The 24,539-nt window shown below is 66.8% G+C and carries 23 protein-coding genes and 2 tRNA genes; 10 read left to right on the forward strand and 15 right to left on the reverse strand.

The window, feature by feature from the left end; genetic code table 11:
- Window positions 1-30: 30 nt before the first annotated feature.
- Entirely contained in the window at window positions 31-1,731 is a 1,701-nt protein-coding gene (pknB, locus tag BJP65_RS08890) for a Stk1 family PASTA domain-containing Ser/Thr kinase (protein WP_055832300.1), read from the forward strand.
- On the opposite strand, the gene BJP65_RS08895 is transcribed toward pknB, so the two are convergent.
- Genes BJP65_RS08895 through BJP65_RS08900 form a run of 3 tightly spaced genes read right to left on the reverse strand, consistent with a single transcriptional unit; the run spans window position 1,709 to window position 3,299 of the window.
- Window positions 1,709-2,356 (reverse strand): aminodeoxychorismate/anthranilate synthase component II, encoded by a 648-nt coding sequence (locus BJP65_RS08895; protein WP_070408903.1) that lies wholly within the window; start codon window positions 2,354-2,356, stop codon window positions 1,709-1,711. The genes pknB and BJP65_RS08895 overlap by 23 nt on opposite strands.
- Entirely contained in the window at window positions 2,353-2,508 is a 156-nt protein-coding gene (locus tag BJP65_RS16805; RefSeq protein ID WP_181015911.1) for a hypothetical protein, read from the reverse strand. Before BJP65_RS16805 ends, BJP65_RS08895 begins: the two co-directional genes overlap by 4 nt.
- A complete protein-coding gene (locus tag BJP65_RS08900; RefSeq protein ID WP_070408904.1) occupies window positions 2,508-3,299 on the reverse strand; it encodes a class E sortase in 792 nt (263 codons plus the stop codon). The genes BJP65_RS16805 and BJP65_RS08900 overlap by 1 nt, the downstream gene beginning before the upstream one ends.
- 53 nt (window positions 3,300-3,352) lie before the next feature.
- On the opposite strand from BJP65_RS08900, the gene BJP65_RS08905 reads away from it, so the two are divergent.
- Window positions 3,353-3,592, forward strand: coding sequence for a cell division protein CrgA (locus BJP65_RS08905; protein WP_055832306.1), 240 nt, complete (start codon window positions 3,353-3,355; stop codon window positions 3,590-3,592).
- 63 nt (window positions 3,593-3,655) lie between these two features.
- On the opposite strand, the gene BJP65_RS08910 is transcribed toward BJP65_RS08905, so the two are convergent.
- Window positions 3,656-4,429 (reverse strand): rhomboid family intramembrane serine protease, encoded by a 774-nt coding sequence (locus BJP65_RS08910; protein WP_258027447.1) that lies wholly within the window; start codon window positions 4,427-4,429, stop codon window positions 3,656-3,658.
- A 171-nt stretch (window positions 4,430-4,600) separates the two neighbouring features.
- Complete coding sequence (locus tag BJP65_RS08915; RefSeq protein ID WP_070408906.1) at window positions 4,601-5,158, reverse strand: peptidylprolyl isomerase; 558 nt, start codon at window positions 5,156-5,158, stop codon at window positions 4,601-4,603.
- A 101-nt stretch (window positions 5,159-5,259) separates the two neighbouring features.
- Between BJP65_RS08915 and BJP65_RS08920 the strand changes: the two genes are divergently transcribed.
- Entirely contained in the window at window positions 5,260-5,832 is a 573-nt protein-coding gene (locus tag BJP65_RS08920; protein WP_055832313.1) for a hypothetical protein, read from the forward strand.
- On the forward strand, window positions 5,829-6,302 hold the full coding sequence (locus tag BJP65_RS08925; RefSeq protein WP_083285788.1) for an aminoacyl-tRNA deacylase: 474 nt from the start codon (window positions 5,829-5,831) through the stop codon (window positions 6,300-6,302). Before BJP65_RS08920 ends, BJP65_RS08925 begins: the two co-directional genes overlap by 4 nt.
- Before the next feature lie 6 nt (window positions 6,303-6,308).
- On the opposite strand, the gene BJP65_RS08930 is transcribed toward BJP65_RS08925, so the two are convergent.
- The 10 genes from BJP65_RS08930 to dnaA all read right to left on the reverse strand — a co-directional run bounded on the left by BJP65_RS08930 (window position 6,309) and on the right by dnaA (window position 17,021).
- Window positions 6,309-6,740 (reverse strand): NUDIX hydrolase, encoded by a 432-nt coding sequence (locus BJP65_RS08930; protein ID WP_070408907.1) that lies wholly within the window; start codon window positions 6,738-6,740, stop codon window positions 6,309-6,311.
- Between the two features lie 102 nt (window positions 6,741-6,842).
- Window positions 6,843-6,915, reverse strand: a tRNA-Ala gene (locus BJP65_RS08935).
- 14 nt (window positions 6,916-6,929) lie between these two features.
- Window positions 6,930-7,003 (reverse strand) — tRNA-Ile (locus tag BJP65_RS08940).
- 68 nt (window positions 7,004-7,071) lie between these two features.
- Window positions 7,072-7,476 carry a DUF3566 domain-containing protein gene (locus tag BJP65_RS08945; RefSeq protein WP_055832316.1) on the reverse strand — a complete coding sequence of 135 codons (405 nt, stop codon included), beginning with the start codon at window positions 7,474-7,476 and terminating at the stop codon, window positions 7,072-7,074.
- Window positions 7,473-10,103, reverse strand: a complete 2,631-nt coding sequence (gene gyrA / locus BJP65_RS08950) for a DNA gyrase subunit A (RefSeq protein ID WP_070408908.1) — start codon at window positions 10,101-10,103, stop codon at window positions 7,473-7,475. Before gyrA ends, BJP65_RS08945 begins: the two co-directional genes overlap by 4 nt.
- 53 nt (window positions 10,104-10,156) lie before the next feature.
- Window positions 10,157-12,190: a DNA topoisomerase (ATP-hydrolyzing) subunit B gene (gene gyrB, locus BJP65_RS08955; RefSeq protein ID WP_055832321.1), complete on the reverse strand. Its 2,034-nt coding sequence runs from the start codon at window positions 12,188-12,190 to the stop codon at window positions 10,157-10,159.
- 119 nt (window positions 12,191-12,309) lie between these two features.
- Window positions 12,310-12,798: a DUF721 domain-containing protein gene (locus BJP65_RS08960; RefSeq protein WP_055832323.1), complete on the reverse strand. Its 489-nt coding sequence runs from the start codon at window positions 12,796-12,798 to the stop codon at window positions 12,310-12,312.
- Window positions 12,791-13,945, reverse strand: a complete 1,155-nt coding sequence (gene recF, locus BJP65_RS08965) for a DNA replication/repair protein RecF (RefSeq protein ID WP_070408909.1) — start codon at window positions 13,943-13,945, stop codon at window positions 12,791-12,793. Before recF ends, BJP65_RS08960 begins: the two co-directional genes overlap by 8 nt.
- A 47-nt stretch (window positions 13,946-13,992) precedes the next feature.
- Complete coding sequence (gene dnaN / locus BJP65_RS08970) at window positions 13,993-15,144, reverse strand: DNA polymerase III subunit beta (protein WP_055832327.1); 1,152 nt, start codon at window positions 15,142-15,144, stop codon at window positions 13,993-13,995.
- A 449-nt stretch (window positions 15,145-15,593) separates the two neighbouring features.
- Complete coding sequence (dnaA, locus tag BJP65_RS08975) at window positions 15,594-17,021, reverse strand: chromosomal replication initiator protein DnaA (RefSeq protein ID WP_070408910.1); 1,428 nt, start codon at window positions 17,019-17,021, stop codon at window positions 15,594-15,596.
- 294 nt (window positions 17,022-17,315) lie between these two features.
- Here dnaA and rpmH point away from each other — a divergent pair, with 294 nt between their 5' ends.
- The 6 genes from rpmH to rsmG are packed head-to-tail and all read left to right on the forward strand — an operon-like array spanning window position 17,316 to window position 20,385.
- Window positions 17,316-17,453, forward strand: a complete 138-nt coding sequence (rpmH, locus tag BJP65_RS08980) for a 50S ribosomal protein L34 (protein WP_013584598.1) — start codon at window positions 17,316-17,318, stop codon at window positions 17,451-17,453.
- Window positions 17,454-17,461: 8 nt separating this feature from the next.
- Window positions 17,462-17,800: a ribonuclease P protein component gene (rnpA, locus tag BJP65_RS08985; RefSeq protein WP_055935199.1), complete on the forward strand. Its 339-nt coding sequence runs from the start codon at window positions 17,462-17,464 to the stop codon at window positions 17,798-17,800.
- Window positions 17,797-18,153, forward strand: a complete 357-nt coding sequence (gene yidD / locus BJP65_RS08990) for a membrane protein insertion efficiency factor YidD (RefSeq protein WP_055832332.1) — start codon at window positions 17,797-17,799, stop codon at window positions 18,151-18,153. Before rnpA ends, yidD begins: the two co-directional genes overlap by 4 nt.
- A gap of 2 nt (window positions 18,154-18,155) precedes the next feature.
- A complete protein-coding gene (yidC, locus tag BJP65_RS08995) occupies window positions 18,156-19,229 on the forward strand; it encodes a membrane protein insertase YidC (protein WP_156458668.1) in 1,074 nt (357 codons plus the stop codon).
- Window positions 19,230-19,246: 17 nt separating this feature from the next.
- Window positions 19,247-19,750 carry a R3H domain-containing nucleic acid-binding protein gene (locus tag BJP65_RS09000; RefSeq protein WP_070408911.1) on the forward strand — a complete coding sequence of 168 codons (504 nt, stop codon included), beginning with the start codon at window positions 19,247-19,249 and terminating at the stop codon, window positions 19,748-19,750.
- 5 nt (window positions 19,751-19,755) lie between these two features.
- Complete coding sequence (rsmG, locus tag BJP65_RS09005; RefSeq protein ID WP_055832337.1) at window positions 19,756-20,385, forward strand: 16S rRNA (guanine(527)-N(7))-methyltransferase RsmG; 630 nt, start codon at window positions 19,756-19,758, stop codon at window positions 20,383-20,385.
- Window positions 20,386-24,539: the final 4,154 nt, after the last annotated feature.

Consider the following 24,539-nt stretch of genomic DNA (forward strand, 5'->3'; position numbering starts at 1 on the left):
CCGTCATCCCCCCACGCCAGGAGTTCCTTCGTGACCACTGAGACGCGCGTCCTGTCCGGGCGCTATCGCGTCGACGACCTCATCGGTCGCGGCGGCATGGCCAGCGTCTACCGCGGATACGATCAGACGCTCGGCCGCACGGTGGCGATCAAGATCCTGCGCACCGATCTCGCCGGCGACGCCGCGTTCCGCACGCGGTTCCGTCTCGAGGCCCAGGCCGCGTCGCGCATGGCGCACCCGACGATCGTGCGGGTGTTCGACGCGGGTGAAGACGTCGAGACGGGTCTCGACGGCAATGATCGCCCGGTCCCGTACATCGTGATGGAACTCGTCCAGGGGCGCCTGCTGAAAGACGTGATCGCCGAGGGGCCGGTGCCCACCGACGATGCGCTGCGGTACGTCGACGGCATCCTCGAGGCTCTGGAGTACTCGCACCGTGCCGGCGTCGTGCACCGCGACATCAAGCCCGGCAACGTCATGATCACCGAGGCCGGGCGCGTGAAGGTCATGGACTTCGGCATCGCGCGCGCGGTGTCGGACTCCTCGTCGACCGTCGCCGAGACCACGGCGATCGTGGGGACCGCGGCGTACTTCTCCCCCGAGCAGGCGAAGGGCGAATCCGTCGACGCGCGCGCCGACCTGTATTCGGCCGGAGTCGTCCTGTACGAGCTGCTCGCCGGGCGCACGCCCTTCCGCGGCGACACCCCCGTGGCCGTCGCGTATCAGCACGTGAGCGAGGCACCGCTCCCGCCGAGCGAGATCAACGACACCATCCCGCGGGCATTGGATGCCATCGTGCTCCGCGCCCTGGCGAAGGATCCGTTCCAGCGTCCGCAAGATGCCGCCAGCTTCCGCGAAGCGCTCGACGAGACCGTCGACGGAAAGGCGCCGACCAAGCGCCAGATGTCGGCGCTGTCGAACGAGCTCTACGGTCCGAACCCGCGCCAGGCCGCCGAGACCGCGCGCTCCCTGCGTCAGCTGAGCACCGACACCACCATGCGGCGCACGCAGGCCGGGCCCCCGGTCGCGTGGATCTGGGCCGGCGTGACCGTCCTCGCGGTGCTGCTGGTCGCCGTCCTCATCTGGGTCATGCAGATCCAGCAGACCGACGACGTGCCCACCACCTCGCTCGCCGTGCCCAATGTCGTCGACATGTCGTACGAACGCGCCGTCGAGACGCTCGAGGCCGAGCAGATGACAACCAGCCGCGTGAACGAGTCCAGCGAGACGATTGCCGCGGGCAATGTCACGCGCTCGACACCCGAAGCCGACACCTCGGTCGCCGCGGGGCAGCTCGTGACGCTCTACGTCTCGACGGGCCCCGACACGGCCAAGGTCCCGACCCTCGACGGCATCACCGAGACCGAGGCCCGCACCGCTCTCGAAGCCGCCGGTCTGTCGGTGGGCTCCATCCGTCGTCAGACCGATCCCGCCCTGGCCGGGGGGACCGTCATCTCCTCGAGCCTCGCCTCGGGCTCCGACGTGGCGAAGGGCACGACGGTGAACCTCGTCGTGGCCAGCGGTCAGATCGTAATCGTCGATTACACGGGTTACACGGTCGATGCGGCCAAGCGCGAGCTCGAGTCCGACGCGAAGCAGCTCACCGTTCAGGTGACCGAGGATCCCGGATGCCGTGCCTCGTCGCCGGCGACGGTGAAGACGCAGTCGCTGGCCCCGGGCGAAGTACCGGTGCACAGCGAGATCACGCTCACGACGTGCTCGGGCTCCTGAGCCGCCGCGGGTGAAGTCGGGCGCCGCGCAGCGCGGCGCCCCGCAGGCCGGCGTTCTCGAGCCAGCGACCCAGCAGGGCGTGGCCGCCTTCGGTGAGCACGCTCTCGGGGTGGAACTGGACGCCTTCGATCGGCGCGGAACGGTGCCGCAGACCCATGATCACCCCGCCGTCCGTGCGCGCGGTGACCTCGAGGTCGCCCGGCACCGACGACGGGTCGACCGCGAGCGAGTGGTACCGCGTCGCGACGAACCCGTCGGCCAGGTCGGCGAACACGCCCTCGTGGTCGTGGTGGATGACACTCGTGATGCCGTGCAGCAGCTCGGGTGCGTGCCCCACCCGTCCGCCGAACGCCGCGGCGATCGCCTGGTGCCCGAGACAGACCCCGAGCAGCGGAACCCCGGTGTCGTAGGCGGCGCGGACCACCGCCACCGACTGACCGGCGTCGAGGGGATGACCGGGTCCGGGTGAGACCAGGATCGCGTCGGCACCCGACGTCGTCTCGAGCAGGGCCGGGTCATCGGCCGACATCATCACGGTGGTGGCGCCGAGGTCGCGGACGTACCCGGCGAGAGTGTGGACGAAGCTGTCGCGGTTGTCGACGACGACGACGCGCCAGTCGGTCACTCGACCGTGACCTCCTGGGGATAGACGATGTCGCTCACCCAGGGGAAGACGTAGAAGAACAGTCCGTACAGCACGGCGGCCGCGAGCACGAGGACGATGAACAGGCGTACCCACCACGGACCGGGCAGAACGCGCCAGAGGGCTCCGTACATCAGGCGGCTCCGGAGGTCAGTGACACCGGCGGGCCGGCGTCGGTGCGGGGGGTGAACGACTCGAAGACGCCGTAGGCGATGGCGCGCTCCGAGAAACCGTAGCGAGGGCTGCACGTGGTCATCGTGATGACGCGGTCGGTCGCCTCGATCTGCGGCGCCTGGGGGAACGGCAGCAGCACCTCCACACCGTCGGGGCGCACGTACTCGAGGTTACGGAACCGGTAGGTGTACCACCCGCCCTCGGTCTCGACGACCACGGCGTCTCCGACGCGCAGCGACGGAAGGTCGGCGAACGGTGCGCCGTGGCTGCCGCGGTGGCCGGCGATCGCGAAATTGCCGACCTGACCCGGCATGGAGGTGTCGGGGTAGTGCCCCAGACCGATCGGGTCGAGAGTCACCGACGCGCTCACCCCGCCGGCCAGCTTGAACTGCCAGTCCGCGCCCAGACGCGGCACGCGGAGCACACCGAACACTTCGCCGTCACCGGGCTGATCCAGAGCCGGGGGTTCTGCGGTGGCAGGACCTGTCGTTCCCGGCGTCGGGGTGACCGACGGTGCGGGCGCGGCCGGGGCGCTGTTGGCCCACTCGTCGGTGAGGTTGCTGGCCTCGTCTTTGAACTGCGCGCCGATGATGGCGTCGCCGATCCATAGCTGCCAGACCACGAACAGCAGCACGACGACGCCGGCGGTCACCAGGAGGTCGCCGAGCACCCCGACGAAAGACAGACGTCGCCGGTCACCGCGGCCACCACGTCGGCTGCGGCGGGTCGGTGGTTGCTGCACGGTCTGCACCAGGCGAGTCTAGTTCCGTGGGTCCGTGGTCACCTGGCCGTTAGACTGACCGCATGGCGCGAACTGGTAAAGGCGACGACCCGATCGCCGAACGCAATGATGGCGGATCGGCACCGAATCCCGTGTGGTTCCTGCCCCTCATGGTCGGGCTCATGCTCGTCGGCCTCGTGTGGGTGCTGGTGTTCTACCTCAGCAACTCGCAGTTCCCCATTCCGGGCATCGGTCCGTGGAACCTCGTCATCGGCTTCGGCATCGCCTTCGTCGGCTTCCTCATGACGACGCGCTGGCGCTGACTCGCCCGCAAGTTACACCCGTGTAATTCATCCCCAGGTTGTGGATGGATCTGTGGATAACTCTCAGACGTAGGCGATCGCGGGTATGGCCAGCAGGCCGACCAGCACCACGGTGAGCGCCACGAGCAGACAGATCTGCAGACCGCGCTGGCGCGGAGCGCGCGTGCGGGAGTAGATCAATCCCACGGCGGCTCCCGTGGCGAGTCCGCCGAGGTGCGCCTGCCACGAGATACCCACCGCGGCAAGTGCCCCGGCGAAGTCGCCGCTCCCGATCGATTGCACGCCGGCCGCGACGAACGGCCAGGCGAAGTTGATCGCGATGATGACGCCGATCACGCGGATGTCGGCACCGATGTGACGACCGATTACGAGCAGGGCGCCGAAGAGCGCGAAGATCGCCCCCGACGCACCAACCGTCCACACCCCGGGAGCGAGCAGGGCCACCGCGACCGAGCCGCCGAGAGCGCCGACGACGTAGAGCGTCAGGAAGCGCGCGCGACCCAGCAGCGGCTCGAGATTGCGACCGATGAACCACAGCGCGAGCATGTTCAACGCCACGTGGAAGAACCCGCCGTGCACCAGCGCGACGGTGAGCAACCGCCACGGCTGGATGAGACCGGCCTGCGGCAGCAGATACACGCTGTTGAACGCCAGCAGGTTGGTGAGCAGGGGACCCACACCGGGGATGAGCCCGATGACGTAGACCAGCCCCGTCACAGCGATGATCGCCAGGGTCACGCGAGGGCGGTCCGACGAGACGATCGCCATCGGGCGCGAAGCCCAGCGGCGCTGCGCCTTCTTCTGCGCCGGAGTCTGCGAGGCGCGTTGCTGCGCCATGCACTCCGGGCAGATGACTCCGACGGCGGCGGGGGTACGGCAATCCGAGCACACGGTGCGCATGCACCGCTGGCACAGCACGAAGCTCTGCCGGTCAGGGTGCCGGTAACAGAAGTTGTCGCTGTTGCGACGGAACTCGTCGGTCGTAGACACCCCCGCCGCCCGTGGGACTCAGACCGAGACGACGTCGACCGACTGAAGGACGACGTCGGCCTTCGGCCGGTCCTGCGCACCGGTGGGCACCGCGGCGATGGCGTCGACGACAGCCTTGGAGGCGTCATCGGCGACCTCGCCGAAGATCGTGTGCTTGCCCTGGAGCCACGGGGTCGGGTCGGTGGTGATGAAGAACTGCGACCCGTTGGTGCCCTCGGCCTTGCCGGTGATGGCGTTGCGACGCAGTCCCGCGTTGGCCATGGCCAGCTTGTAGGGCGCGGTGAAGTCGAGCTCGGGGCTGATCTCGTCGTTGAAGTTGTACCCGGGGCCACCGATGCCCTGGCCGAGGGGATCGCCGCCCTGGATCATGAAGTTGGGGATGATGCGGTGGAAGATCACGTCGGAGTACAGGGGACCTTCGCCCGGGGCACCCGTAGCCGGGTTGGTCCATTCCTGGGTTCCGTCGGAGAGCCCGACGAAGTTGCGGACGGTACGCGGAGCGTGGTCACCGAACAGGTTGACGACGATGTCGCCGTGGTTGGTGTGGAGGGTCGCGACGGCAGTGTGGTTGGCCATGGGTACATTCTCTCAGAGTTATCTGCAAGGGTCGGCGGCGCAGGCGGCCCCTTCTGGCAAGATGAACGCAACGTACATCCCATCGATAGGGAGGATGAGCCGTGGGCCTCAGCCGCAAGAGCAAGAAGGAACTGCGCAAGCTCCAGAAGCACGCCGCCAAGGTGTGGGAGTCGCAGCAGGTGCTGCTGGGCGAGAGCGGGAAGGTCGCTCGTGAAGCCGGCCACCAGCTCGGTCGCTTCAGCCGCGAAGACCTTGTCCCCGCCGTGCAGGACGGGTACAGCAAGTACGCCGCCCCGTACGTCGACAAGAGCGTGAAGTACAGCAACCGTTTCCTCAGCACCAAGGTCGTCCCGGCCGCCGGTGCCGTGGTCGGCGGAGCCATGTCCGTGTGGGACGCCGCGGGCGACACCCGTGACCGCCTCGCGAAGGGCCGTGGCTTCGAGCTCGACACTCACAAGTACGCCAAGCGTGCCGAGAAGTACGGCAAGCAGGCCTCGAAGCGTCTCGCCAAGAAGCTGCCGTCGCAGCACGACGGAATCGGCGCCGGCGGTGTCATCGCGATCATCCTCGGTGTCGTCGCCGCGGCCGGCGTGGCGTACGCCGCCTGGCAGACGCTGCGCGCCGATGACGAGCTGTGGGTTGCCGACGACCCGCTGCGTGCACCGGACGCGTGAGCGACCCCACCATCAGAGTCAGAGAGGCCGCGCGTGAGCGCGGCCTCTCTGTCGTCATACGCGAACGCCCCGCGGCCTCTAGCCTCGACGAGGCGGCCGCGCTTCTCGGCATCCCGGCCGCCTCGATCGTGAAGACGCTCGTCGTCAAGCGATCCGACGACACCTACCTGTTCGCGCTGATCCCCGGCGATCGGGCGATCTCGTGGCCGAAGCTCCGCGCGATCGTGGGCGTCAACAAGCTCCGCCTCCCCGAGCCGGAGTTGGCGCTCGCGGCCACCGGATACGAGCGTGGGACCATCGTTCCGGTCGGCAGCACCACCGACTGGCCCATCTACGCCGACGAGCGCATCATCGGGGAGCGCATCGCCATGGGCGCCGGAGCCCATGGCTACAGCCTGTTCGTCGACGCCGACGATCTCCTCTCGTCCTACGGCGCCGTGGTCGCCGACATCAGCACCGAACGGGCCTGACCGGGCTCACGGCCGGGCTAGGCCCGCCATCCGGAACGCCACGTCGACCAGCTGCACGCGCCGCAGCTTGCGGGCGGTCGACAGCGTGAACCACTCCGCCCGGTCGGTGGAGCCGTCGACCTCGTTGCGCAGGCGCCCGCCCACGACGTGCGCGCGGTAGACGATCCGCAGGGCGTGGAGGGGTCCGGTCTTCCCCTCGGCAGCGCGCGACTCGGCAGGGATGACCCGCGAATGGATACCGAGAAGCTCGTCGATGCCGACCCGGTACCCGGTCTCTTCGCGCACCTCGCGGCGCACAGCGCTCACGGGGTCCTCACCGTCTTCCAGACCGCCACCCGGCAGCGTCCACGCCGCGCGTCGCCCGTGCACCCAGTGGGCGAGCAGCACGCGGTCTTCGGCGTCGGTGATGACGGCGTACGCGGCGACCCGCATGTCCATGACCGAACTCTAGCGAAGCGGAGGCGGCCGCACGTCCCGGCGCGAGCGGCGCGGCCGGAAACGAGAAGAGCCGGTCCTGATGGACCGGCTCTTGCACCGTTGTGGAGCCTAGGAGATTCGAACTCCTGACATCCTGCTTGCAAAGCAGGCGCTCTACCAGCTGAGCTAAGGCCCCGTGAGGGAGAAGGGTGGGGCTACCAGGACTTGAACCTGGGACCTCTTCATTATCAGTGAAGCGCTCTAACCGCCTGAGCTATAGCCCCGTCTCGGTGACGTGATCACGTCAACCTCGAAGACTTTACCGGATCACCGAGGTTTTTCCGAATCGACGTCAGTTCGACGTGAAGCCGACGAGCAGACCGCCCGTGACCTTGACGGCGAGGTTGTAGATCCCCGCCATGACGGCGCCCAGAACGGTGACCACGACGAGGTTGAGGATCGCCACGATGGCCGCGAAGGCCATGACCTGCGGCAGGCCGACGTACTGCGAGAGCGTCGCCCCGCCGTCGGTGAAGCTCGTGAAGAACTCATCGAGCTTCGTGATGAGGCCGGTCGCCGACACCACGAGGTAGATCAAGAAGTACGACACGACCGTGACGATGGCCAGGGCCACCGCTGCCAGGAACGACAGCTTCACGGCCGACCAGAAGTCGATGTACACCAGGCGCAGACGTACCTGCTTGGCAGGGGTCTTGTGAGTCGACTTCTTGGCGAGTTTGTCGGCTACCGTGCTCATGCGTCAGTACTTTCCTCGGGGGTCTCGGGAGCGGAGGCATCGGCCTCGTCCGCAGGGGATGCGGCGGGCTCCGTGGTTGTCTCCGTCGTCTCGGCAAGGTTGCGCTCGGCGTTGCGCGCGATGGCGATGATGCGGTCATCGCCTCCGGCGCGGGCGAAAACGACACCCATCGTGTCGCGTCCCTTGGCGGGCACCTCAGCCACGGCAGAGCGTACCACCTTGCCACTGGCAAGAACCACAAGGACCTCGTCGCCCTCGGACACCATCATTCCGCCCGCGAGGATGCCGCGATCCTCGGTCAGACGCGCGACCTTGATGCCCAGACCACCGCGGTTCTGCATGCGGTATTCGGTCACGGCGGTGCGCTTGGCGTAGCCGCCCTCGGTGACGACGAAGACGAATTCGTCGTCCTGCGCGACGGATGCCGAGAGCAGGCTGTCGCCCTCGCGGAACTCCATGCCCTTCACACCCGAGGTCGAACGACCCATCGGGCGCAGGGTGTCGTCGGTGGCCGCGAACCGCAGCGACATGCCGAGGCGGCTGATGAGCAGGATGTCGTCTCCCTCATCGACCAGCATCGCGCTCACGAGCTCGTCGGCGGCGCCCTGCTCGGCCTCGTCACCGTCTTCAGCGACCTGACCGCGCAGCTTGATGGCGATCACACCGCCCTGACGGTTCGTGTCGTACTCCGCGAGCCGGGTCTTCTTGACCAGACCGCCGCGTGTGGCCAGGACGAGATAGGTCGACACCGAGTAGTCGCGGATGTCGAGGATCTGGGCGATCTCTTCGTCGGGCTGAAGCGCGAGCAGGTTCGCGACGTGCTGGCCCTTCGCATCGCGACCGGCCTCGGGCACCTCGTACGCCTTGGAGCGGTACACACGGCCCTTGTTCGTGAAGAACAGCAGCCAGTGGTGCGTCGTCGTGACGAAGAAGTGCTCGACGACGTCGTCGGCGCGCAGCTGCGCGCCCTTCACGCCCTTGCCGCCGCGGTGCTGCGAGCGGTAGTTGTCGCTGCGCGTGCGCTTGATGTAACCGTCGCGCGTGACGGTGACGACCATCTCCTCCTCGGCGATGAGGTCTTCGATCGACACGTCACCGTCGAACCCGTGCAGGATCTCGGTGCGGCGGTCATCGCCGAAGCGGTCCGTGATCGCGGTGAGCTCGTCGCGGATGATCGTGCGCTGACGCGCGGGCGTGGCGAGGATGTCGTTGTAGTCGGCGATGCGGGCTTCGAGCTCGGTCGCTTCGTCGACGATCTTCTGCCGCTCGAGCGCCGCGAGGCGGCGGAGCTGCATGTCGAGGATCGCCTGCGCCTGCACATCGTCGATGTCGAGGAGCTTCTGCAGGCCCTCGTTGGCATCCTGTGCCGTCGGAGAGCGACGGATGAGCGCGATGACGTCGTCGAGGGCGTCGAGTGCTTTGAGGTAGCCGCGCAGGATGTGCATGCGCTCTTCGGCCTTGCGCAGGCGGTACTGCGTGCGGCGCACGATGACCTCGACCTGGTGGTCGATCCACAGGCTGATGAAGCCGTCGAGCGCGAGCGTGCGCGGCACGCCGTCGACGATCGCCAGCATGTTCGCGCCGAAGTTCTCTTGCAGCTGGGTGTGCTTGTAGAGGTTGTTCAGCACGACCTTCGCGACGGCGTCGCGCTTGAGCACGACGACCAGGCGCTGACCGGTACGGCCCGAGCTCTCGTCGCGGATGTCGGCCACGCCAGTGATCTTGCCCTCGCGAGCGAGGTCGCCGATCTTGACCGCGACGTTGTCGGGGTTGACCTGGTACGGCAGCTCGGTGATCACCAGGCACGTGCGGCCCTGGATCTCTTCGATGTTGACCACGGCGCGCATCGTGATCGAGCCGCGACCGGTGCGGTAGGCCTCTTTGATTCCGCGAGTACCGAGGATCTGCGCGCGGGTCGGGAAGTCGGGGCCCGGGATGCGCTCCATGAGCGCTTCGAGCAGCTCCTCGCGGGTGGCATCCGGGTTCTCGAGAGCCCACAGCGCGCCGGCCGAGACCTCACGCAGGTTGTGCGGCGGGATGTTCGTCGCCATGCCGACCGCGATGCCGACCGAGCCGTTCACGAGCAGGTTCGGGAACCGCGCCGGCAGGACCGTCGGTTCCTGCGTCTGGCCGTCGTAGTTGTCCTGGAAGTCGACGGTCTCTTCTTCGATGTCGCGCACCATCTCGAGCGCGAGCGGCGACATCTTCGTCTCGGTGTACCGGGGCGCGGCCGCTCCCTGGTTTCCGGGCGAACCGAAGTTGCCCTGTCCAAGTGCGAGCGGGTATCGCAGCGACCACGGCTGCACCAGACGCACGAGGGCGTCGTAAATGGGAGCGTCGCCGTGGGGGTGGTAGTGCCCCATGACCTCGCCCACCACGCGGGCGCACTTCGAGAACGACTTGTCGGGGCGGAATCCCCCGTCGTACATGCCGTAGATCACACGGCGGTGCACAGGCTTGAGGCCGTCACGCACGTCGGGCAGCGCACGGCCGACGATGACGCTCATCGCATAGTCGAGATAGCTCCGCTGCATCTCGAGCTGCAGGTCGACCTGGTCGATCCTGCCGTGGTCGTGGGCGGGCTCGGCGCGGACGTCGTCGGGCTCGGGAGTGGAGTCGTCAGCCATGTCTTCTCAGTTTCGTAGTGCGTCGTCGTCGATCGTCGTCGTGCCGGACGAGATCAGATGTCGAGGAAGCGGACGTCTTTGGCGTTGCGCTGGATGAAGCTGCGGCGCGATTCGACGTCTTCGCCCATGAGGACCGAGAAGATCTCGTCGGCCGCGGCCGCGTCGTCGATCGTGACCTGCTTCAGCGTGCGCGTCTGCGGGTCCATCGTGGTCTCCCACAGCTCGTGATCGTTCATCTCACCGAGACCCTTGTACCGCTGGATGCCGTTGTCCTTGGGGATGCGGCGACCGGAGGCCTGACCGTCGATCAGCATCGCGTCGCGCTCACGGTCGCTGTACGCGTACTCGTGCGCGTGGTTCGACCACTTGAGGCGATACAGCGGCGGCTGCGCGAGGTAGACGTAGCCGGCCTCGATGAGCCCGCGCATGTAGCGGAAGAGCAGCGTCAGCAGCAGCGTCGTGATGTGCTGACCGTCGACGTCGGCATCGGCCATGAGCACGATCTTGTGGTACCGCGCCTTGGTCATGTCGAAGTCTTCGCCGATGCCCGTGCCGAAGGCCTGGATCATCGCCTGCACTTCCTTGTTGCCCAGCGCGCGGTCCAGGCGGGCGCGCTCGACGTTGAGGATCTTGCCGCGCAGCGCCAGGATCGCCTGCGTGTGGGGGTCGCGACCCTGAACGGCCGACCCACCGGCCGAGTCGCCCTCGACGAGGAAGATCTCGCTGATCGACGGATCCTTCGACGTGCAGTCCTTGAGCTTGTCGGGCATCGCCGCCGACTCGAACACGCTCTTGCGACGCGCGGTCTCGCGCGCCTTTCGCGCGGCGAGGCGGGCGGTGGCCGCGTCGAACGCCTTGCGGATGATGTTCTTGGCCTGGGTGGGGTTGCGGTCGAACCAGTCGCCGAGCTTGTCGCCGACGACCTTCTGAACGAATGCCTTGGCCTCGGTGTTGCCGAGCTTGGTCTTGGTCTGACCCTCGAACTGCGGCTCCGACAGCTTCACCGAGATCACGGCGGTGAGACCCTCGCGGATGTCGTCGCCCGTCAGGTTGTCGTCTTTTTCCTTCAGCAGGTTGTTCGCCCGCGCGTAGCGGTTCACGAGAGTGGTCAGCGCCGCGCGGAAACCCTCCTCGTGCGTTCCGCCCTCGTGCGTGTTGATGGTATTCGCGTAGGTGAAGACGTTCTCGGTGTACGCCGTCGTCCACTGCATCGCGAGCTCGAGTGCGATGTGGCGGTCGGTGTCTTCGGACTCGACCTCGATGATCACGTCGTTGACGACGTCGGCCTTGCGCACGCGATTGAGGTGCTCGACGTAGTCGACCAGGCCGCGCTCGTACAGGAACGAGTCGTGGCGGCCCTGGGTGACCTCTGCTCCGGGGTCGCCCTCGGTCACGACCGCGTCGGGCCGCTCGTCGCGCAGGCTGATGCGCAGGCCCTTGTTCAGGAACGCCATCTGCTGGAACCGCGTCCGCAGGGTGTCGTAGTCGAAGTCGACGGTGTCGAAGATGGTCGCATCGGGCCAGAACGTGATGGTCGTCCCGGTCTTGTCGCTCTCTTCGCCCTTCGCGAGAGGGGCGAGGGGAGTACCGCCGTCGCGGAACGACTGACGCCACACGTGTCCCTGACGCTGCACCTCGACCTCGAGGCGCGTCGACAGCGCGTTCACGACCGACGAGCCCACGCCGTGCAGGCCGCCCGAGACGGCGTAGCCACCGCCACCGAACTTTCCACCGGCGTGCAGCACGGTGAGCACGACCTCGACCGTCGACTTGCCCTCGGTGCGGTGCATGTCGACCGGGATGCCGCGACCGTTGTCGATCACGCGGACGGCTCCGTCGCTCATGATCGTGACGTCGATCGTGTCGCAGTAGCCGGCCAGGGCCTCGTCCACGGAGTTGTCGACGATCTCTTGCACGAGGTGGTGCAGACCCCGCTCACCGGTGGAGCCGATGTACATGCCGGGGCGCTTACGGACGGCCTCGAGACCCTCGAGCACCTGGATGGCGTCTGCCCCGTACTCGTTGGGAACCTTGGTCGATGCGACGGGAGGTTCCTCGGAAACGCTGTCGGGGTTTTCGGACGTCATGGGTACGTGCGCTCCAGATCGGTTCGTCGGAAGCTCCATCCTACCGCGTGGGGCTCGCGAAAATGGCGTGTACGCCCCTACACGGCGATAAATCGGACCGAGGCGGGATCGACCATGGCCTAGCCGTAGGTATCGCGCGGACCGCGGCCTGGAACGGCTCTGGGGCCCCATTTCCAAGAGGGGACGTCCGGCCCTACGAACCGGATGGCTTCGACCCCCGCGTCGGGGAAGCGTCGGATGATCTCCGAGAGGATGTGCGCCCGCATCAACTGGAGCTGCTTCGCCCACGCCGTCGAATCGGCCTGGACCGTGAGCGTGCCGGCATCCAGAGCCACCGGGCGGGTATGCGCCGCCGTCTCGGCACCGGCGACCTCGTCCCACTTGCGCACGAGGTCCTCTCGCGACAGCTGGGGCTCCCAGCCCGCCGATCGAGTGAGGCCCGACAGCACATCGCCGAGTCCCCGGGGATCACGGCCCGGCGTGAACGGTGCGTTCTCGCCGTCGTCCACCCGGCGCCGACGCTTCTTCTTGCGATAGGGCGAGGGCTCGAGTCCGCGCAGCCGCAGGTAGGTCGCCACAGTCTCGGGCAGCTCGCCCTCGTCACTCATCGCCGGGCTCACGGATCTGACCGGCTTCGACCCGCACGACGTGGGCGCGCAGCTCGGGCGGGACGTCTTCTTCGACGGCCGACGTCACGATGACCTGTTCGTAGCCCGCCGCGAACTCGGCCAGGCGGGCGCGGCGGCCGGCGTCGAGCTCGGCGAAGACGTCGTCGAGGATCAACACGGGGTCTCCGAGCCGTGACTCGGCGCGCAGGAGCTCGGCCGAGGCGAGTCGGAGCGCCAACGCGATCGACCAGGATTCGCCGTGCGAGGCGTAGCCCTTCACCGGGAGGCCGCGCACCTCGAGTACGAGGTCGTCGCGGTGCGGGCCGACCAGGGTGAGTCCGCGCTCGAGTTCGGCCGAACGGCGTGCGGCCAGCGAGGCTCGGAACTGCTCTGCCAGAGGAAGGGCCGAGCCCGCGGTCTCGACGGCGTCGTCTTCTTCGGGGTCACCCCCGCCCACCGACAGCGCCCACGTGAGCCGCGGTCGGTGGTCGTCGCCCGCGATGGCCTCGTAGGCGTGCGCCACGGGCTGGGAGAGGTCGGATGCCAGCGCGATGCGCGCTTCGATCACCTCGGTGCCCAGGGTGACGAGCTTGTCGTCCCATACGTCGAGGGTGCTGAGGGCGTCGCCGCGCACCCCGCGGGCGCGCGCCGATTTCAGCAGGGCGCTGCGCTGCCGCAGGACGCGGTCGTAGTCGCCCAACACCGCGGCCATGCGAGGAGTCCGTTGCACGATGAGCTGGTCGGCGAACCGACGCCGGGCGGACGGGTCACCGCGCACGATCTGCAGATCTTCGGGGGCGAACAGCACCACCTGCGCGTACCGGGGCAACTCCGAGGTGCGGACGTTGACGCCGTTGACCCGAGCCTTGTTCGCACCCTGGCGGTTGAGCTGAAGCTCGAGGAGCACCGTGCGCTCACCGTGTGCCAGACGAGCGCGCACGATCGCGGCATCCGTTCCGTCGCGCACCATCGGTGCGTCGTGAGACACGCGGTGCGAGCCGAGCATGGCGAGGTAGGCGACCGCCTCGACGAGGTTCGTCTTGCCCTGCCCGTTGCGACCGATGAAGACGTTCGCGCCCGCGGAGAGCGAGACATCGGCGACCGCGTAATTGCGGAAGTCCTTCAGTCCCAGCTGCTCCACGATCACCGAGTCAGACTACCCGTCGCCTCCGACACGACGACCGGAGCCCGATCTCAGCGCAGCAGCAGGTTCGGCTGGAGAAGGTACTTGAACGAGCCCTCGCCACCCTTGTCGACCGAGGTCTGCGGGGTGACCAGCACGGGGCTGAGCTTGTTCGCGTTGTCGCTCGAGGTGAACGTGATGCGCGTGAACTCGCTGCGAACGGCGCCGAGCGACTCGAGCAGGTACTGGGGGTTGAGACCCAGGGTGACCTCGTCGCCGACGAGGGTGGCGTCGACCGACTCGGTCGCGCGCGCCTGCTCGGTGCCGGAGGCATCCATCGAGACGCCCTCGGGACCGAAGGTGAAGCGCAGCGGAGCGGAGCGGTCGAGGACGAGCGCCACGCGGCGCACCGCCTCGGCAAGCTCGGCGGTGTTGACCACGCTGTGATGCTCGGTCTGCGCGGGGAACAAGCGGCGCACGGGGGGGAAGTTGCCCTTGATGAGCAGCGAGGTCACCGTCTTGTTGCCGGACGAGAACGCGATGATCTCGCGATCTCCCGAGCCCGAGAAGGCGATCGAGATGTCGCCGGCGTGCGCGAAGGTCTTGCCGACCTCCTGCAGCGTGCGAGCCGGTACCAGGGCCGACGTGGGTTCGTCGGAGGCCGCCGAACCGCCGTCCCAGGGGATTTCGCGCAGAGCCACGCGGTAGCGGTCGGTGGCGACGAGGCTCAGGCGGGTGCCCGTGACCTCGAGCTGTACGCCCGTGAGCACCGGGGTCACGTCGTCGCGCGAGGCGGCGAAGGCGACCTGTGCGATGGCCGTGGCGAACTCGTCGGCCGGGACGAGGCCCGATTCTCCGCTCACTTCGGGAATCGCCGGGTACTCCTGCACGGGCATGGAGGCGAGAGTGAATCGTGCGGAGCCGCAGGTGAGCAGGATGCCGCCGTCGTCGTCGACGGTGATCTGGATCGGAGCGTTGGGGAGCCGGCTGGCGATGTCGTTCAGAAGCCGGCCGTGCACCAGGATCGTGCCCGGCTCGTCGACGGTGGCTTCGATGGTGGTGCGCGCGGAGGCTTCGTAGTCGAAGGCGGCGAGGGTCAGACCCTGGTCCCCGGCCTCGATGAGCACACCGGCCAGGATCGGCTGCGGGTTTCGCTGGGGCAGGAGCTTGACCACGAACGAGACGGCTTCGCTGAACACATCACGATTGACGTGGAACTTCACGGATGCTCCCTTGATGGCGGGTACGGCTTACCCATGCTAGCCCCACGCTTCCGGCGAGCCGACGACGGGCCTGGCACGGCAAGGTCATCGAATCTCTCTTAACAAAGGGAAAAGGATCTTCATCTTGTTAACCACTGTGGAGACTGTGGATAACTTCCGACATGCGTGTTAACAGCTGGGAACTACACCGTTGTTAACTGTGGACGCGCTGCGGACAGCCTGGGCAGTTAACAGCGACGGGAGGGAGTGCGGTCGAGCCCTCCTCCACAGGCAAGCCCCGTTCGTACACAAGTCATCCGCAGCAAATCAGAGTTATCCACAGGTTTTCCACACTGTGTAGAACTGTGTCGCGAACCACTCGTACGGAGGCGTGTGCGCGGTTTTCCGGCCCGAAAACGCGCGAAGGGCTCGCCCACGATGGTGGACGAGCCCTGACGGGAGAGGAGCGCTCAGCGCATACGGCCGAGCTGGCTGGTGATCTCCGACACCTGGTTGAAGATAGAGCGGCGCTCCTTCATGAGGTCGCTGATCTTCTTGTAGGCGTACATGACGGTGGTGTGATCGCGGTTTCCGAAGAGCTGCCCGATCTTCGGCAGTGACAGGCTCGTGCGCTCGCGGCACAGGTACATCGCGATCTGTCGAGCCGTGGCGACGGCCTGCGAACGGCTCGAGCCGTAGAGATCGTCGACCGACAGCTTGAAGTACTGCGCCGTCGCCGTGATGATGTCGGTCGGCGAGATGACGTTGGCATCGTCTTGATCGATGATGTCGCGAAGCACGGTCTGGGCCAGCGACATGTCGAGCGTCGACCTGTTCAAGCTGGCGAAGGCCGAGACGCGGATCAGCGCCCCTTCGAGCTCACGGATGTTCGACGAGACGACGGTGGCGATGTACTCCAACACGTCGTCGGGAATCAGCAGTCGCTCGCTCTGCGCCTTTTTCCGCAGAATCGCGATGCGCGTTTCCAGGTCGGGGGCCTGCACATCGGTGATGAGTCCCCACTCGAAGCGACTGCGCATGCGGTCTTCGAATCCGGTCAACTGCTTCGGCGGCAGGTCGCTGGTGATCACGACCTGCTTGTCGTGGTCGTGGAGCGTGTTGAAGGTGTGGAAGAAGGCTTCCTGCGTCTCGGCACGACCCTGGAGGAACTGGATGTCGTCGATCAGCAGGATGTCGACTTCGCGGTACCGCGCCTGGAACGCCGAGCCGCGGTTGTTCGCGATCGAGTTGATGAAGTCGTTCGTGAACTCCTCACTCGAGACGTACCGCACGCGGATGCCCGCGTACATGCTGGCCGCGTAGTCGCCGATGGCATGGAGGAGGTGCGTCTTGCCGAGGCCGGAGTCGCCGTAGATGAACAGCGGGTTGTACGCCTTGGCCGGTGCTTCGGCGACCGCGACGGCAGCGGCGTGCGCGAAGCGGTTCGACTGCCCGATGACGAAGTTGTCGAAGGTGTACTTCGGGTTCAGGCGGGTGTCGTTCCGAGACGCCGGCACGATCGGCTCCGGTGTCTGTTCGATGACGGCCGCGTGCACAGAGACGGCGGGGCCGGATGATGACGGCCGGTCATCGTCACGGGACGAGGTGCGGTGGGATTCGACGAGGTCGGGATTGACCACGACGCGGAAGGTGCCCACTTCCGGGTCACTCCCCTGCACCTGAGCGAGCGCTTCGAGGATCGACGCGCGCATGCGTTTGTTGAACTGCGCCGCGGTCAGGTCGTTGGGGACGTCGAGGTAGAGGGTCCCGCCCATCACACCCTGCGGCACCGCCAGATTGAGGAAGCCGTGCAGCTGCGGGGTGACCCGATCGTCGGTGAGAAGATGGTCTAGCACGGCGGACCAGACGGGAACATCCGGTACTTCGTGCAGAGACATATCCCCTCCGGGATCTAGACGCGACGGCGATCGACGAGTCGCGTCGAACCTGTGGATAACTCCGGGGGCCACGCTAGTTCGCGGCTCTCGAGGAGCAAAATCCACTGTAAGTCCCGGCCGCGTGTCTTTGCCACGCTTGTGGACGGAGCCTGGGGATAATGAGCGGTCGGCTTCCCAGTTTGAGTTAACGCCCCGCTCGACGTAGCCTTAGTCGGTTGACTTATGCCTATACGGCAGTCCCGACCCCCGTCCCCGGCAGAAGAGCATCGGGCGACATCACCTCCGGAGTGACCCATGAGCAAGCGCACCTTCCAGCCCAACAACCGCCGCCGCGCCAAGAAGCACGGCTTCCGTGCCCGCATGCGCACCCGCGCCGGCCGCGGCATCCTCGCGGCGCGTCGCGCCAAGGGCCGCACCGAGCTTTCGGCCTGACCTACCAGGTGCTCGCGAAGCCGAACCGACTCACCCGCGGATCGGACTACAAAACCACAGTCCGACGGGGTTCTCGTTGTGCCGGAGCGCACACCGTGACCTACGTCGGATCGTCGGCTGAGAGTGGTTCGCCTCGCTTCGGCTTCATCGTGAGCCGACAGGTCGGCTCCGCCGTCACCCGCAACACCATTCGCCGCCGCCTCAAAGCGGTGTGCGCCGAGGCGCTCCCGTCCATCAACGGGGGCGCCTCTATCGTCATCCGCGCTCTGCCGTCCGCGGCGACCGTGGATTACGCGACACTTCGCGCCGATGTGGTGCGGTGTCTGCAACGCAAGGCCGTCGCATGAGTGCGTCGACACTGCCGACATCGGCCACCGGGGCCGGTCGCCTGGCACCGGACGCCGTCCTGGCATCCCTCCCCCTCCTCCCCCGGAATGCAGGGCTCGCCCTGCTGCACGCGTATCGAGCGACGATCTCGCACGTCTACGGCGACGTGTGCAAGTACTACCCGTCATGCTCCGCCTATTCGGTGGGAGCGGTGCAACAACACGGACTCGTCAAGGGCGTCGCGTTCACCGCGGCCCGTCTCGCACGCTGTCATCCCTGGGCTCAGGGGGGCATCGACGATGTCCGTCCGCACCGCGCCTTCCGCCACGAACTCACTCCGCACGGTTTCGTCGTGCCTTCCCGAAAGGACTGATCGTGCAATTCGATCTCATTGGGACCCTTCTCTGGCCCCTCAAGTGGGCTGTCGAGCTCGTACTCGTCGGTTGGCATTCCCTGTTCACGGCGTTCGGCATGGCTCCCGCCGCCGGCATCACCTGGGTGCTGTCGATCGTCGGACTCGTGCTCATCGTGCGCGCGGCCCTCATCCCGCTCTTCGTCAAGCAGATCAAGAGCCAGCGCAAGATGATGGAGATCGCTCCCGAGCTGCGCAAGGTGCAGGAGAAGTACCGCGGTAAGAAGGACCAGCTCTCTCGCGAGGCCATGAGCCGCGAGACCATGGCGCTGTACAAGAAGCACGGCACGACGCCGGTGTCGAGCTGCCTGCCGCTCCTGGTGCAGATGCCGATCTTCTTCGCGCTCTTCAGCGTTCTGAACGACGTCTCCAAGCACGCCGCGAGCGGCGTCGGCGGTGTCGGACTGCTCACCCCCGAGCTGACGACCGAGTTCTACGACGCGCGCCTGTTCGACGTGGCATCCATGCACGTCAACCTCGTCACCGCATGGGGTCAGGCCGACGGCCAGGTCACCGTCGCCATCCTGCTGACGCTCGTGGTGCTCATGATCGGGTCGCAGTTCTTCACGCAGCTGCAGATCATCTCGAAGAACCTGTCGCCCGAGGCCAAGACCGGTCAGGCGTACCAGATGCAGAAGATCATGCTGTACATCCTGCCGCTGGCCTTCATCTTCTCGGGTGTCTTCTTCCCGCTCGGTGTCGTCATCTACTGGTTCGTCAGCAACCTGTGGACGATGGTCCAGCAGTTCGTGGTCATCCGCGAGATGCCCACACCCGGATCCGACGCGGCCAAGGCTCGTGAGGAGCGTCTCGCGCGCAAGGGGAAGGCCATCGATGCGACCGGAAAGGTCGTTCCGATCGAGAAGTACCAGGCCGAACAGCAGCGTCTTCTCGAAGAGGCAGAGCGTGTGCGTGCAGCGCAGCCCAAGCGGCAGCAGCCCGTGGGCAAGCAGCGCGCCAAGAAGCAGCAGACCACGAAGAACACCGGTACGGCGAGCGGATCGGCCGGCACGCCCGGCTCGTCCCCCGCGCCCTGACGACCCGAAAGATCACGATGACGACGTCCGATCAGATCGCACCCGAACAGACCGCCGCCACCGAGGAGCAGCTCGAGCAAGAAGGCGACATCGCTGCCGACTACCTCGAGGGACTCCTCGACATCGCCGACATCGAGGGCGACCTCGCCCTCGATGTACGTGGGGGGCGTGCCTACGTGTCGGTCGAGGCCGATGACGCGGAGGCCCTCTCGACGCTCTCGCACCCCGACACCGTTCAGGCCCTGCAGGAGTTGACGCGCCTGGCCGTGCAGAACTCGACGGGGCGATTCTCTCGGCTCATCCTCGACATCGGCGGGTCGCGTGATGCGCGGCAGCGCCAGCTCGAAACCCTCGTCGACCTGGCGATCGAGCGGATCAACGAGGGTGCCACACAGGCGTCCCTGCCGGCCATGTCGAGCTACGAGCGCAAACTGGTGCACGACATCGCCGCGGACCGCGGTTACACCTCTGAGTCGTTCGGTGAGGGCGCTGACCGCCACACCGTGCTGCGACGCGGCTGATCAGGATGCCGGAACAGCTCGAGCCTGAGCCGGCGGCAGCGGTCGCGCTGTTCGGCGACCGCATCGACCGTGCGCGGCAGTTCGTCGCCGCTCTCGCCGAGCATGGCGAAGAGAGGGGTCTCATCGGCCCCCAGGAAGTTCCGCGGCTGTGGACCCGACACGTCCTGAACAGCGCGATCACGGCGCCGTACTTCTCCGGGCGATCGGTGGATGTGGGTTCGGGCGCCGGCCTTCCCGGTCTCGTGCTCGCCATCGCTCGTCCCGACGTCGAATGGACGCTCATCGAACCGATGGAGCGCCGTACGGCGTGGTTGACCGAGCAGGTCGCCGAGCTGGAGCTCGACAACGTGACGGTCGAGCGCATGCGCGCCGAAGAGTGGGCCCGCGGGCGCATCTTCGACGTGGTGACCGCCCGAGCCGTCAGTGCGCTTCGCACCCTCCTGCCCTTCACCGCTCCCCTGGTCCGCCCTGGTGGGAGGCTGGTGTTCCTCAAGGGAGCCAGCGTGGGCGCGGAGATCGAATCGGCCGCCAAACAGGTTCGTAAGCTCGGCCTTACAGACGTCTCGGTCGAGGTCGTGGGCGAGGGTGTGCTGGACGAGCCCACGCGCGTCTTCTTGGCCACCGTCTCGCGCTAGCGTTCTTGGACGCTCTGAAGGGCTGCAGACGCCGCTGAGAGCCCACGCGCGAGCGCGCGGGCGTGCGCGGCGGGTGCTTCCGCTCCTCTGTGGGCGCATCGCGGATGGTGTGCGCCCGTGGCGGGTATGGAGCGATGGGCGGATACGGCGTCGTCCTCGACGACGCTGACGCGGGTGTGCGCATTTTCCTCGCGGTGTCGGTGTGGCTTGGTCTCAGGCAGCGCCAGGGACTGTCTTCGGTGCGTGTCCACGCACGATGGGCCAGGGCTGCGGCCGTACCGAGACATCTTGCGGGAGTCCGCGTTCACACCACCCCTCCGATATATATCCATATGAATACAGTTATGGGTGAAGGAAGGAATTTGGGCGGCGCGATGGCCCTCTGGGCAACGATGAGGTCGGCAAGGACGGGTGCATCTGACGCATCTCGCGCCGCATGATTTCTGTCAGATGGGATGCGCGTGGAGCGTCCATTTGCAGCCATCGTGCGCCTCGTGAGGGACGCGTCTTCTTCTGGATGCCAGACGAGTCACCATTGCGTCCGCGTTCGCCGACATTGTTCACCACGTCACGTCCGCCGTCGCTCGCACGACCGGTTCGCGTGGGCGGAACGTCGTGCGGTGGGGGATGCGGTCGATCCCGAGTTACGGCGAGGGCTCTGCGGCCATGGTCGTCCTCTTCGGTGAGCTTGCGACGAGGCCCGTGGGAAGCGAGTCTCGTCGACGGTGAGATGCAACAGGGCACCGTCTCGATCTGAGGATCCGCGGACTGGGATGGATCTGCTGCGCGGGCGAGACAACGAGACCTTACGAAGCGCGTCTGCCGTGTGCGGTGGAGTTCGGAGGCGTCGACCGTTCTTGCTGCTACGAAGCGTGATGGTGGCTCGGGCGAATGCTCTGGTGCAGTTCGCGCACGGGTCAGGAACGTGCTGACCAGTTGCGAGAACGTGGGGCCGTTGTCATGGCCCGCACGAAGCGGGGTCCGGGTCTGGTCCGGATGTCGCTGCGCACGCCACGGTGTTCGCGGTTTCGCGATGGTAGGCGGATTCGTTCGAGCCTCTCGCTGCCCCAATGGTCCTGCTCATGTGAACGTGCCCCACGATGGGTGGGATCCCGTGATGCACGGTGACGATCGTGAGGTGGCTGCTCACGGGCTGTGGAGTCAGCTCGACGCGGTCGTCGTGGGCGGGGCCCGGGGCGTCTGGGCGTGAGCCGTAAGTCGGTGTTCGACGCTCCCCTGACCGGGGTGTGGGCCTGGGCCAGCGTTGTGCACCGTGCACCGTGTTTTGGAGCGGCGCACGGGAACTCGGTTGTGACCATCAGAATATTTCGGGGCGGTCAGAGTAGGACGACCGTCTTGCACGGCATGGAGTACGGGGGCGGACGGTGACGTGATCTGCGCCCGGTTGAAGCCCGTGTGTGGCGCGCGCTTGCAGGGAGAGGCTAAGGGGTCAGCGAGAGGTGACCAGCAGGCGCGGGTATGCGGTGTCGCTCTTATGTTCCACGTGAAACATCTCGACTCTCTGGCTTGCTGTTGAACCGGCCCGTGTGTGTTTCACGTGAAACATTGAAGTTCGGGGCAGGAGAGAGCGTCGGTGTCGGGCTGATCCCGCGTGAGCTCATCGCCTAGCTCTCGTCTCGCGGGCGCGGAATCGCGGCAGAGAATCAATGGTCGGGACGCTCCCCCGCCCATTGCTGCGCGCCCAGGCGCTCCCCGTGGGACTGGGGTGTAGTTTCGGGCCGACACGCGGATCGGTCGGTATGGGCTGGCCTTTCGGTTGCCTCTGCCCAAGACGTTGGTTCCAGAGGGGCGTCTTGAACCTTCCGAATGGTCGGTCCTGTGCGGGCGGCGCAAGTGCGTGCGGCTTGATCCGCGCGACGCCTTTCACGGGACGTGGGAGGCTTGCGCAATGAGCGATGGCGGTGCCCTGACTTACCGCGGTCAGAGATGACTCGGTCAGCCGCCGGGAGTCTGGCCTGCTTCGCTACAGCCCTGGTCTCAACCAGTCGTTCTCCCAACAAGCCGTCTCGCCGGAGGGATCGACGTGACGGAGGGTGGGTTGTGATGAGATGCCTCCCGTGGACTGGCGACGTGGTCACGGCGCCTGATTCGGATGAGGACGGGATCTCCTCACGGTCGCGGGCTCACTGACCGCCTCCGTCATCGACCGGCACGGTGCCGGCCGAACGGTGCACACTAGGCCGGCGCGCGCCCCGCAGAACCACTCGGCGTCTCGTGTGGAGGTCACCGCTGCGTGGAGAGCCCGGCGTAGAGCTGACGGTGCACGGAAGGCCACACCGAGGTAGTCGCATCCGGGCGCGCGCCATTCCGGGCAACTGGGGCTCGGCCTGGCGAGAACGGGCCATCCCCGGGAGCCACCGCGCCGGTCGTGTGTGCCGGCTGATGCGATGTGCTGGGCGGTGGGCCGTGCGGGGACGCACGTCGTGCCGGGACCTCTTTCGTGCCGGACCTATGTCGTGCAGGGAGATGCACCGCGCGGCGAAGTGTGTTGTCGCAGCCGCGCCCAGGTGCGGTCGGGAGCACTCTCATGCGCACGGGCTGCCGCATCGGTGGCGGGACAGCGCACTGGGAAGGTGAGAGGACGCCGTACCCCTGCTCCCGTGGATGCTCCCCTGCATGGTCGAGAGGCGGTCGCGGCGTACTCCGGCTTCTGCGCGGCTCAGAGAGCGGCGTCGCCCGACACGCTGAGGCGCCCGCGCTTTGCTGCGCCGCGACCACCCAGCGATTCGAGCAGAGAGGAGAGCGCGCGAGTGGCTGTGCGGGTCGCGTCGCTGCGGCTCGGCCAGGTCATGCGTGAGGGTGGTGAGCCAGTGCCGTAGCTCTTCGGCTCGAGAACGTGAAAGCACAGAAGTGACGTCACTTCGGGAGTAGCGGTGCCCGAGATCCGGAGGCCAGATACCGGTGAGGCCGCTCATCTTGCCGACACCGATAGGTGTGTATCGAGCTCCCACGAGCACCGCAGGTGTCCAGTGCTGGGCTCCGTCGGATCCGAGGAACTCTTGGCCACTTGGTGGGGCGTCAGGTCCACGTCCACGGGTATAACGCCGAAGTCCGGGGCGTTGAATGACAGTCCATGTTTCACGTGAAACATCGCGCATGTCACCGGCCGATAGATCCGCCGCATTGCACCAGTAAGCGGCGCACAGGGAGCCCTGTCTCCCCGCGCCCGTCTACGACAGGGATCGCGTCGTGAAGCGCGTTGGCCATCGTCATGCTGGAGCGGGTCGGACTTCAGATGCTGTCTGAGCGTCGATCGGGGACCCACCGGGAACGCGGCTTGACCAGTGACCGCCGAGCTCGCGGGCGCTGCACGTGTCTGCTGCATCAGAATGCTCTGGGCGCGCTCCGTGCGAACCTGCTTCGTGCGCGTCGGGGATGACGCGAAGGACGGACCCCACTCCCCCGATGGTGGACGAGTATCCCAATTCGCTGCCTCCACAAGTGACCGGCGTCGACTCGCACATAACGGCAGGAGATCGTCGTGCAAGCTGTGATCGAGGCCGGAGTATGCGCTCACGTGGGGCGCTGGGCTGCTCAGAGAAGGCGCATCTGCGGACCACGATCGAAGCCGACCTGGACACCAGTGCCCCGAAGGGAGAGACGAGCCTCATGATGCACCGGTTTGGTTACCCCCAGATGCGTGCCGCAGTCGAGCCGACGGGCGGTAATGGCCCATTGAGGGCTCTCGCTCCGGCGGGCAGCGGGGCGCGATGATGGTCGACTGACTGGGGTGTCCTGAGATTGGGCAATGGTGCCAGATGGGAAGGTCTCCTTCCCGGCAGTCGAGGTCCGGATGGGAAGCGAACCGAGCGAATCATGCGCACGCGCCAGGCTGGGCGATGTTTCACGTGAAACACTGAGCGATCGAACGCGCGCAGGGCAGTCCTGGCTGGGCGATGCGCCAGGATGAACATCCTCGTTCGGAGCGAGTCGACGGGGACCTGGGTAGTCTCGAGCGCATTCCAGGCGCGGGGGATGCCGGCCCTATCGCCGCAATCTCGGGTTTGGATGGACGGGGTGGAATGTTTCACGTGAAACATTCCCGCATGCGTGCACGCGTGGAGCCACACCGCTGCCTGCCGCCATCGTTACGACACCGCGCTTCCGGCTGTGCGCCGCACTCCCCTCGGATC

Origin of the sequence: Microbacterium sp. BH-3-3-3, assembly GCF_001792815.1 — a bacterium.
In the GTDB taxonomy this organism is placed as follows: domain Bacteria; phylum Actinomycetota; class Actinomycetes; order Actinomycetales; family Microbacteriaceae; genus Microbacterium.

What these genes read in the sequence shown, in the direction of transcription:
- BJP65_RS16805 (WP_181015911.1), bottom strand. Translation starts at nt 2,508, where the DNA reads ATGTACGGAGCCCTCTGGCGCGTTCTGCCCGGTCCGTGGTGGGTACGC.
- BJP65_RS08905 (WP_055832306.1), top strand. Translation starts at nt 3,353, where the DNA reads ATGGCGCGAACTGGTAAAGGCGACGACCCGATCGCCGAACGCAATGAT.
- BJP65_RS08910 (WP_258027447.1), bottom strand. Translation starts at nt 4,429, where the DNA reads ATGGCGCAGCAACGCGCCTCGCAGACTCCGGCGCAGAAGAAGGCGCAG.
- BJP65_RS08915 (WP_070408906.1), bottom strand. Translation starts at nt 5,158, where the DNA reads ATGGCCAACCACACTGCCGTCGCGACCCTCCACACCAACCACGGCGAC.
- BJP65_RS08930 (WP_070408907.1), bottom strand. Translation starts at nt 6,740, where the DNA reads ATGGACATGCGGGTCGCCGCGTACGCCGTCATCACCGACGCCGAAGAC.
- BJP65_RS08945 (WP_055832316.1), bottom strand. Translation starts at nt 7,476, where the DNA reads ATGAGCACGGTAGCCGACAAACTCGCCAAGAAGTCGACTCACAAGACC.
- gyrA (WP_070408908.1), bottom strand. Translation starts at nt 10,103, where the DNA reads ATGGCTGACGACTCCACTCCCGAGCCCGACGACGTCCGCGCCGAGCCC.
- gyrB (WP_055832321.1), bottom strand. Translation starts at nt 12,190, where the DNA reads ATGACGTCCGAAAACCCCGACAGCGTTTCCGAGGAACCTCCCGTCGCA.
- BJP65_RS08960 (WP_055832323.1), bottom strand. Translation starts at nt 12,798, where the DNA reads ATGAGTGACGAGGGCGAGCTGCCCGAGACTGTGGCGACCTACCTGCGG.
- dnaA (WP_070408910.1), bottom strand. Translation starts at nt 17,021, where the DNA reads ATGTCTCTGCACGAAGTACCGGATGTTCCCGTCTGGTCCGCCGTGCTA.
- rpmH (WP_013584598.1), top strand. Translation starts at nt 17,316, where the DNA reads ATGAGCAAGCGCACCTTCCAGCCCAACAACCGCCGCCGCGCCAAGAAG.
- yidD (WP_055832332.1), top strand. Translation starts at nt 17,797, where the DNA reads ATGAGTGCGTCGACACTGCCGACATCGGCCACCGGGGCCGGTCGCCTG.
- BJP65_RS09000 (WP_070408911.1), top strand. Translation starts at nt 19,247, where the DNA reads ATGACGACGTCCGATCAGATCGCACCCGAACAGACCGCCGCCACCGAG.
- rsmG (WP_055832337.1), top strand. Translation starts at nt 19,756, where the DNA reads ATGCCGGAACAGCTCGAGCCTGAGCCGGCGGCAGCGGTCGCGCTGTTC.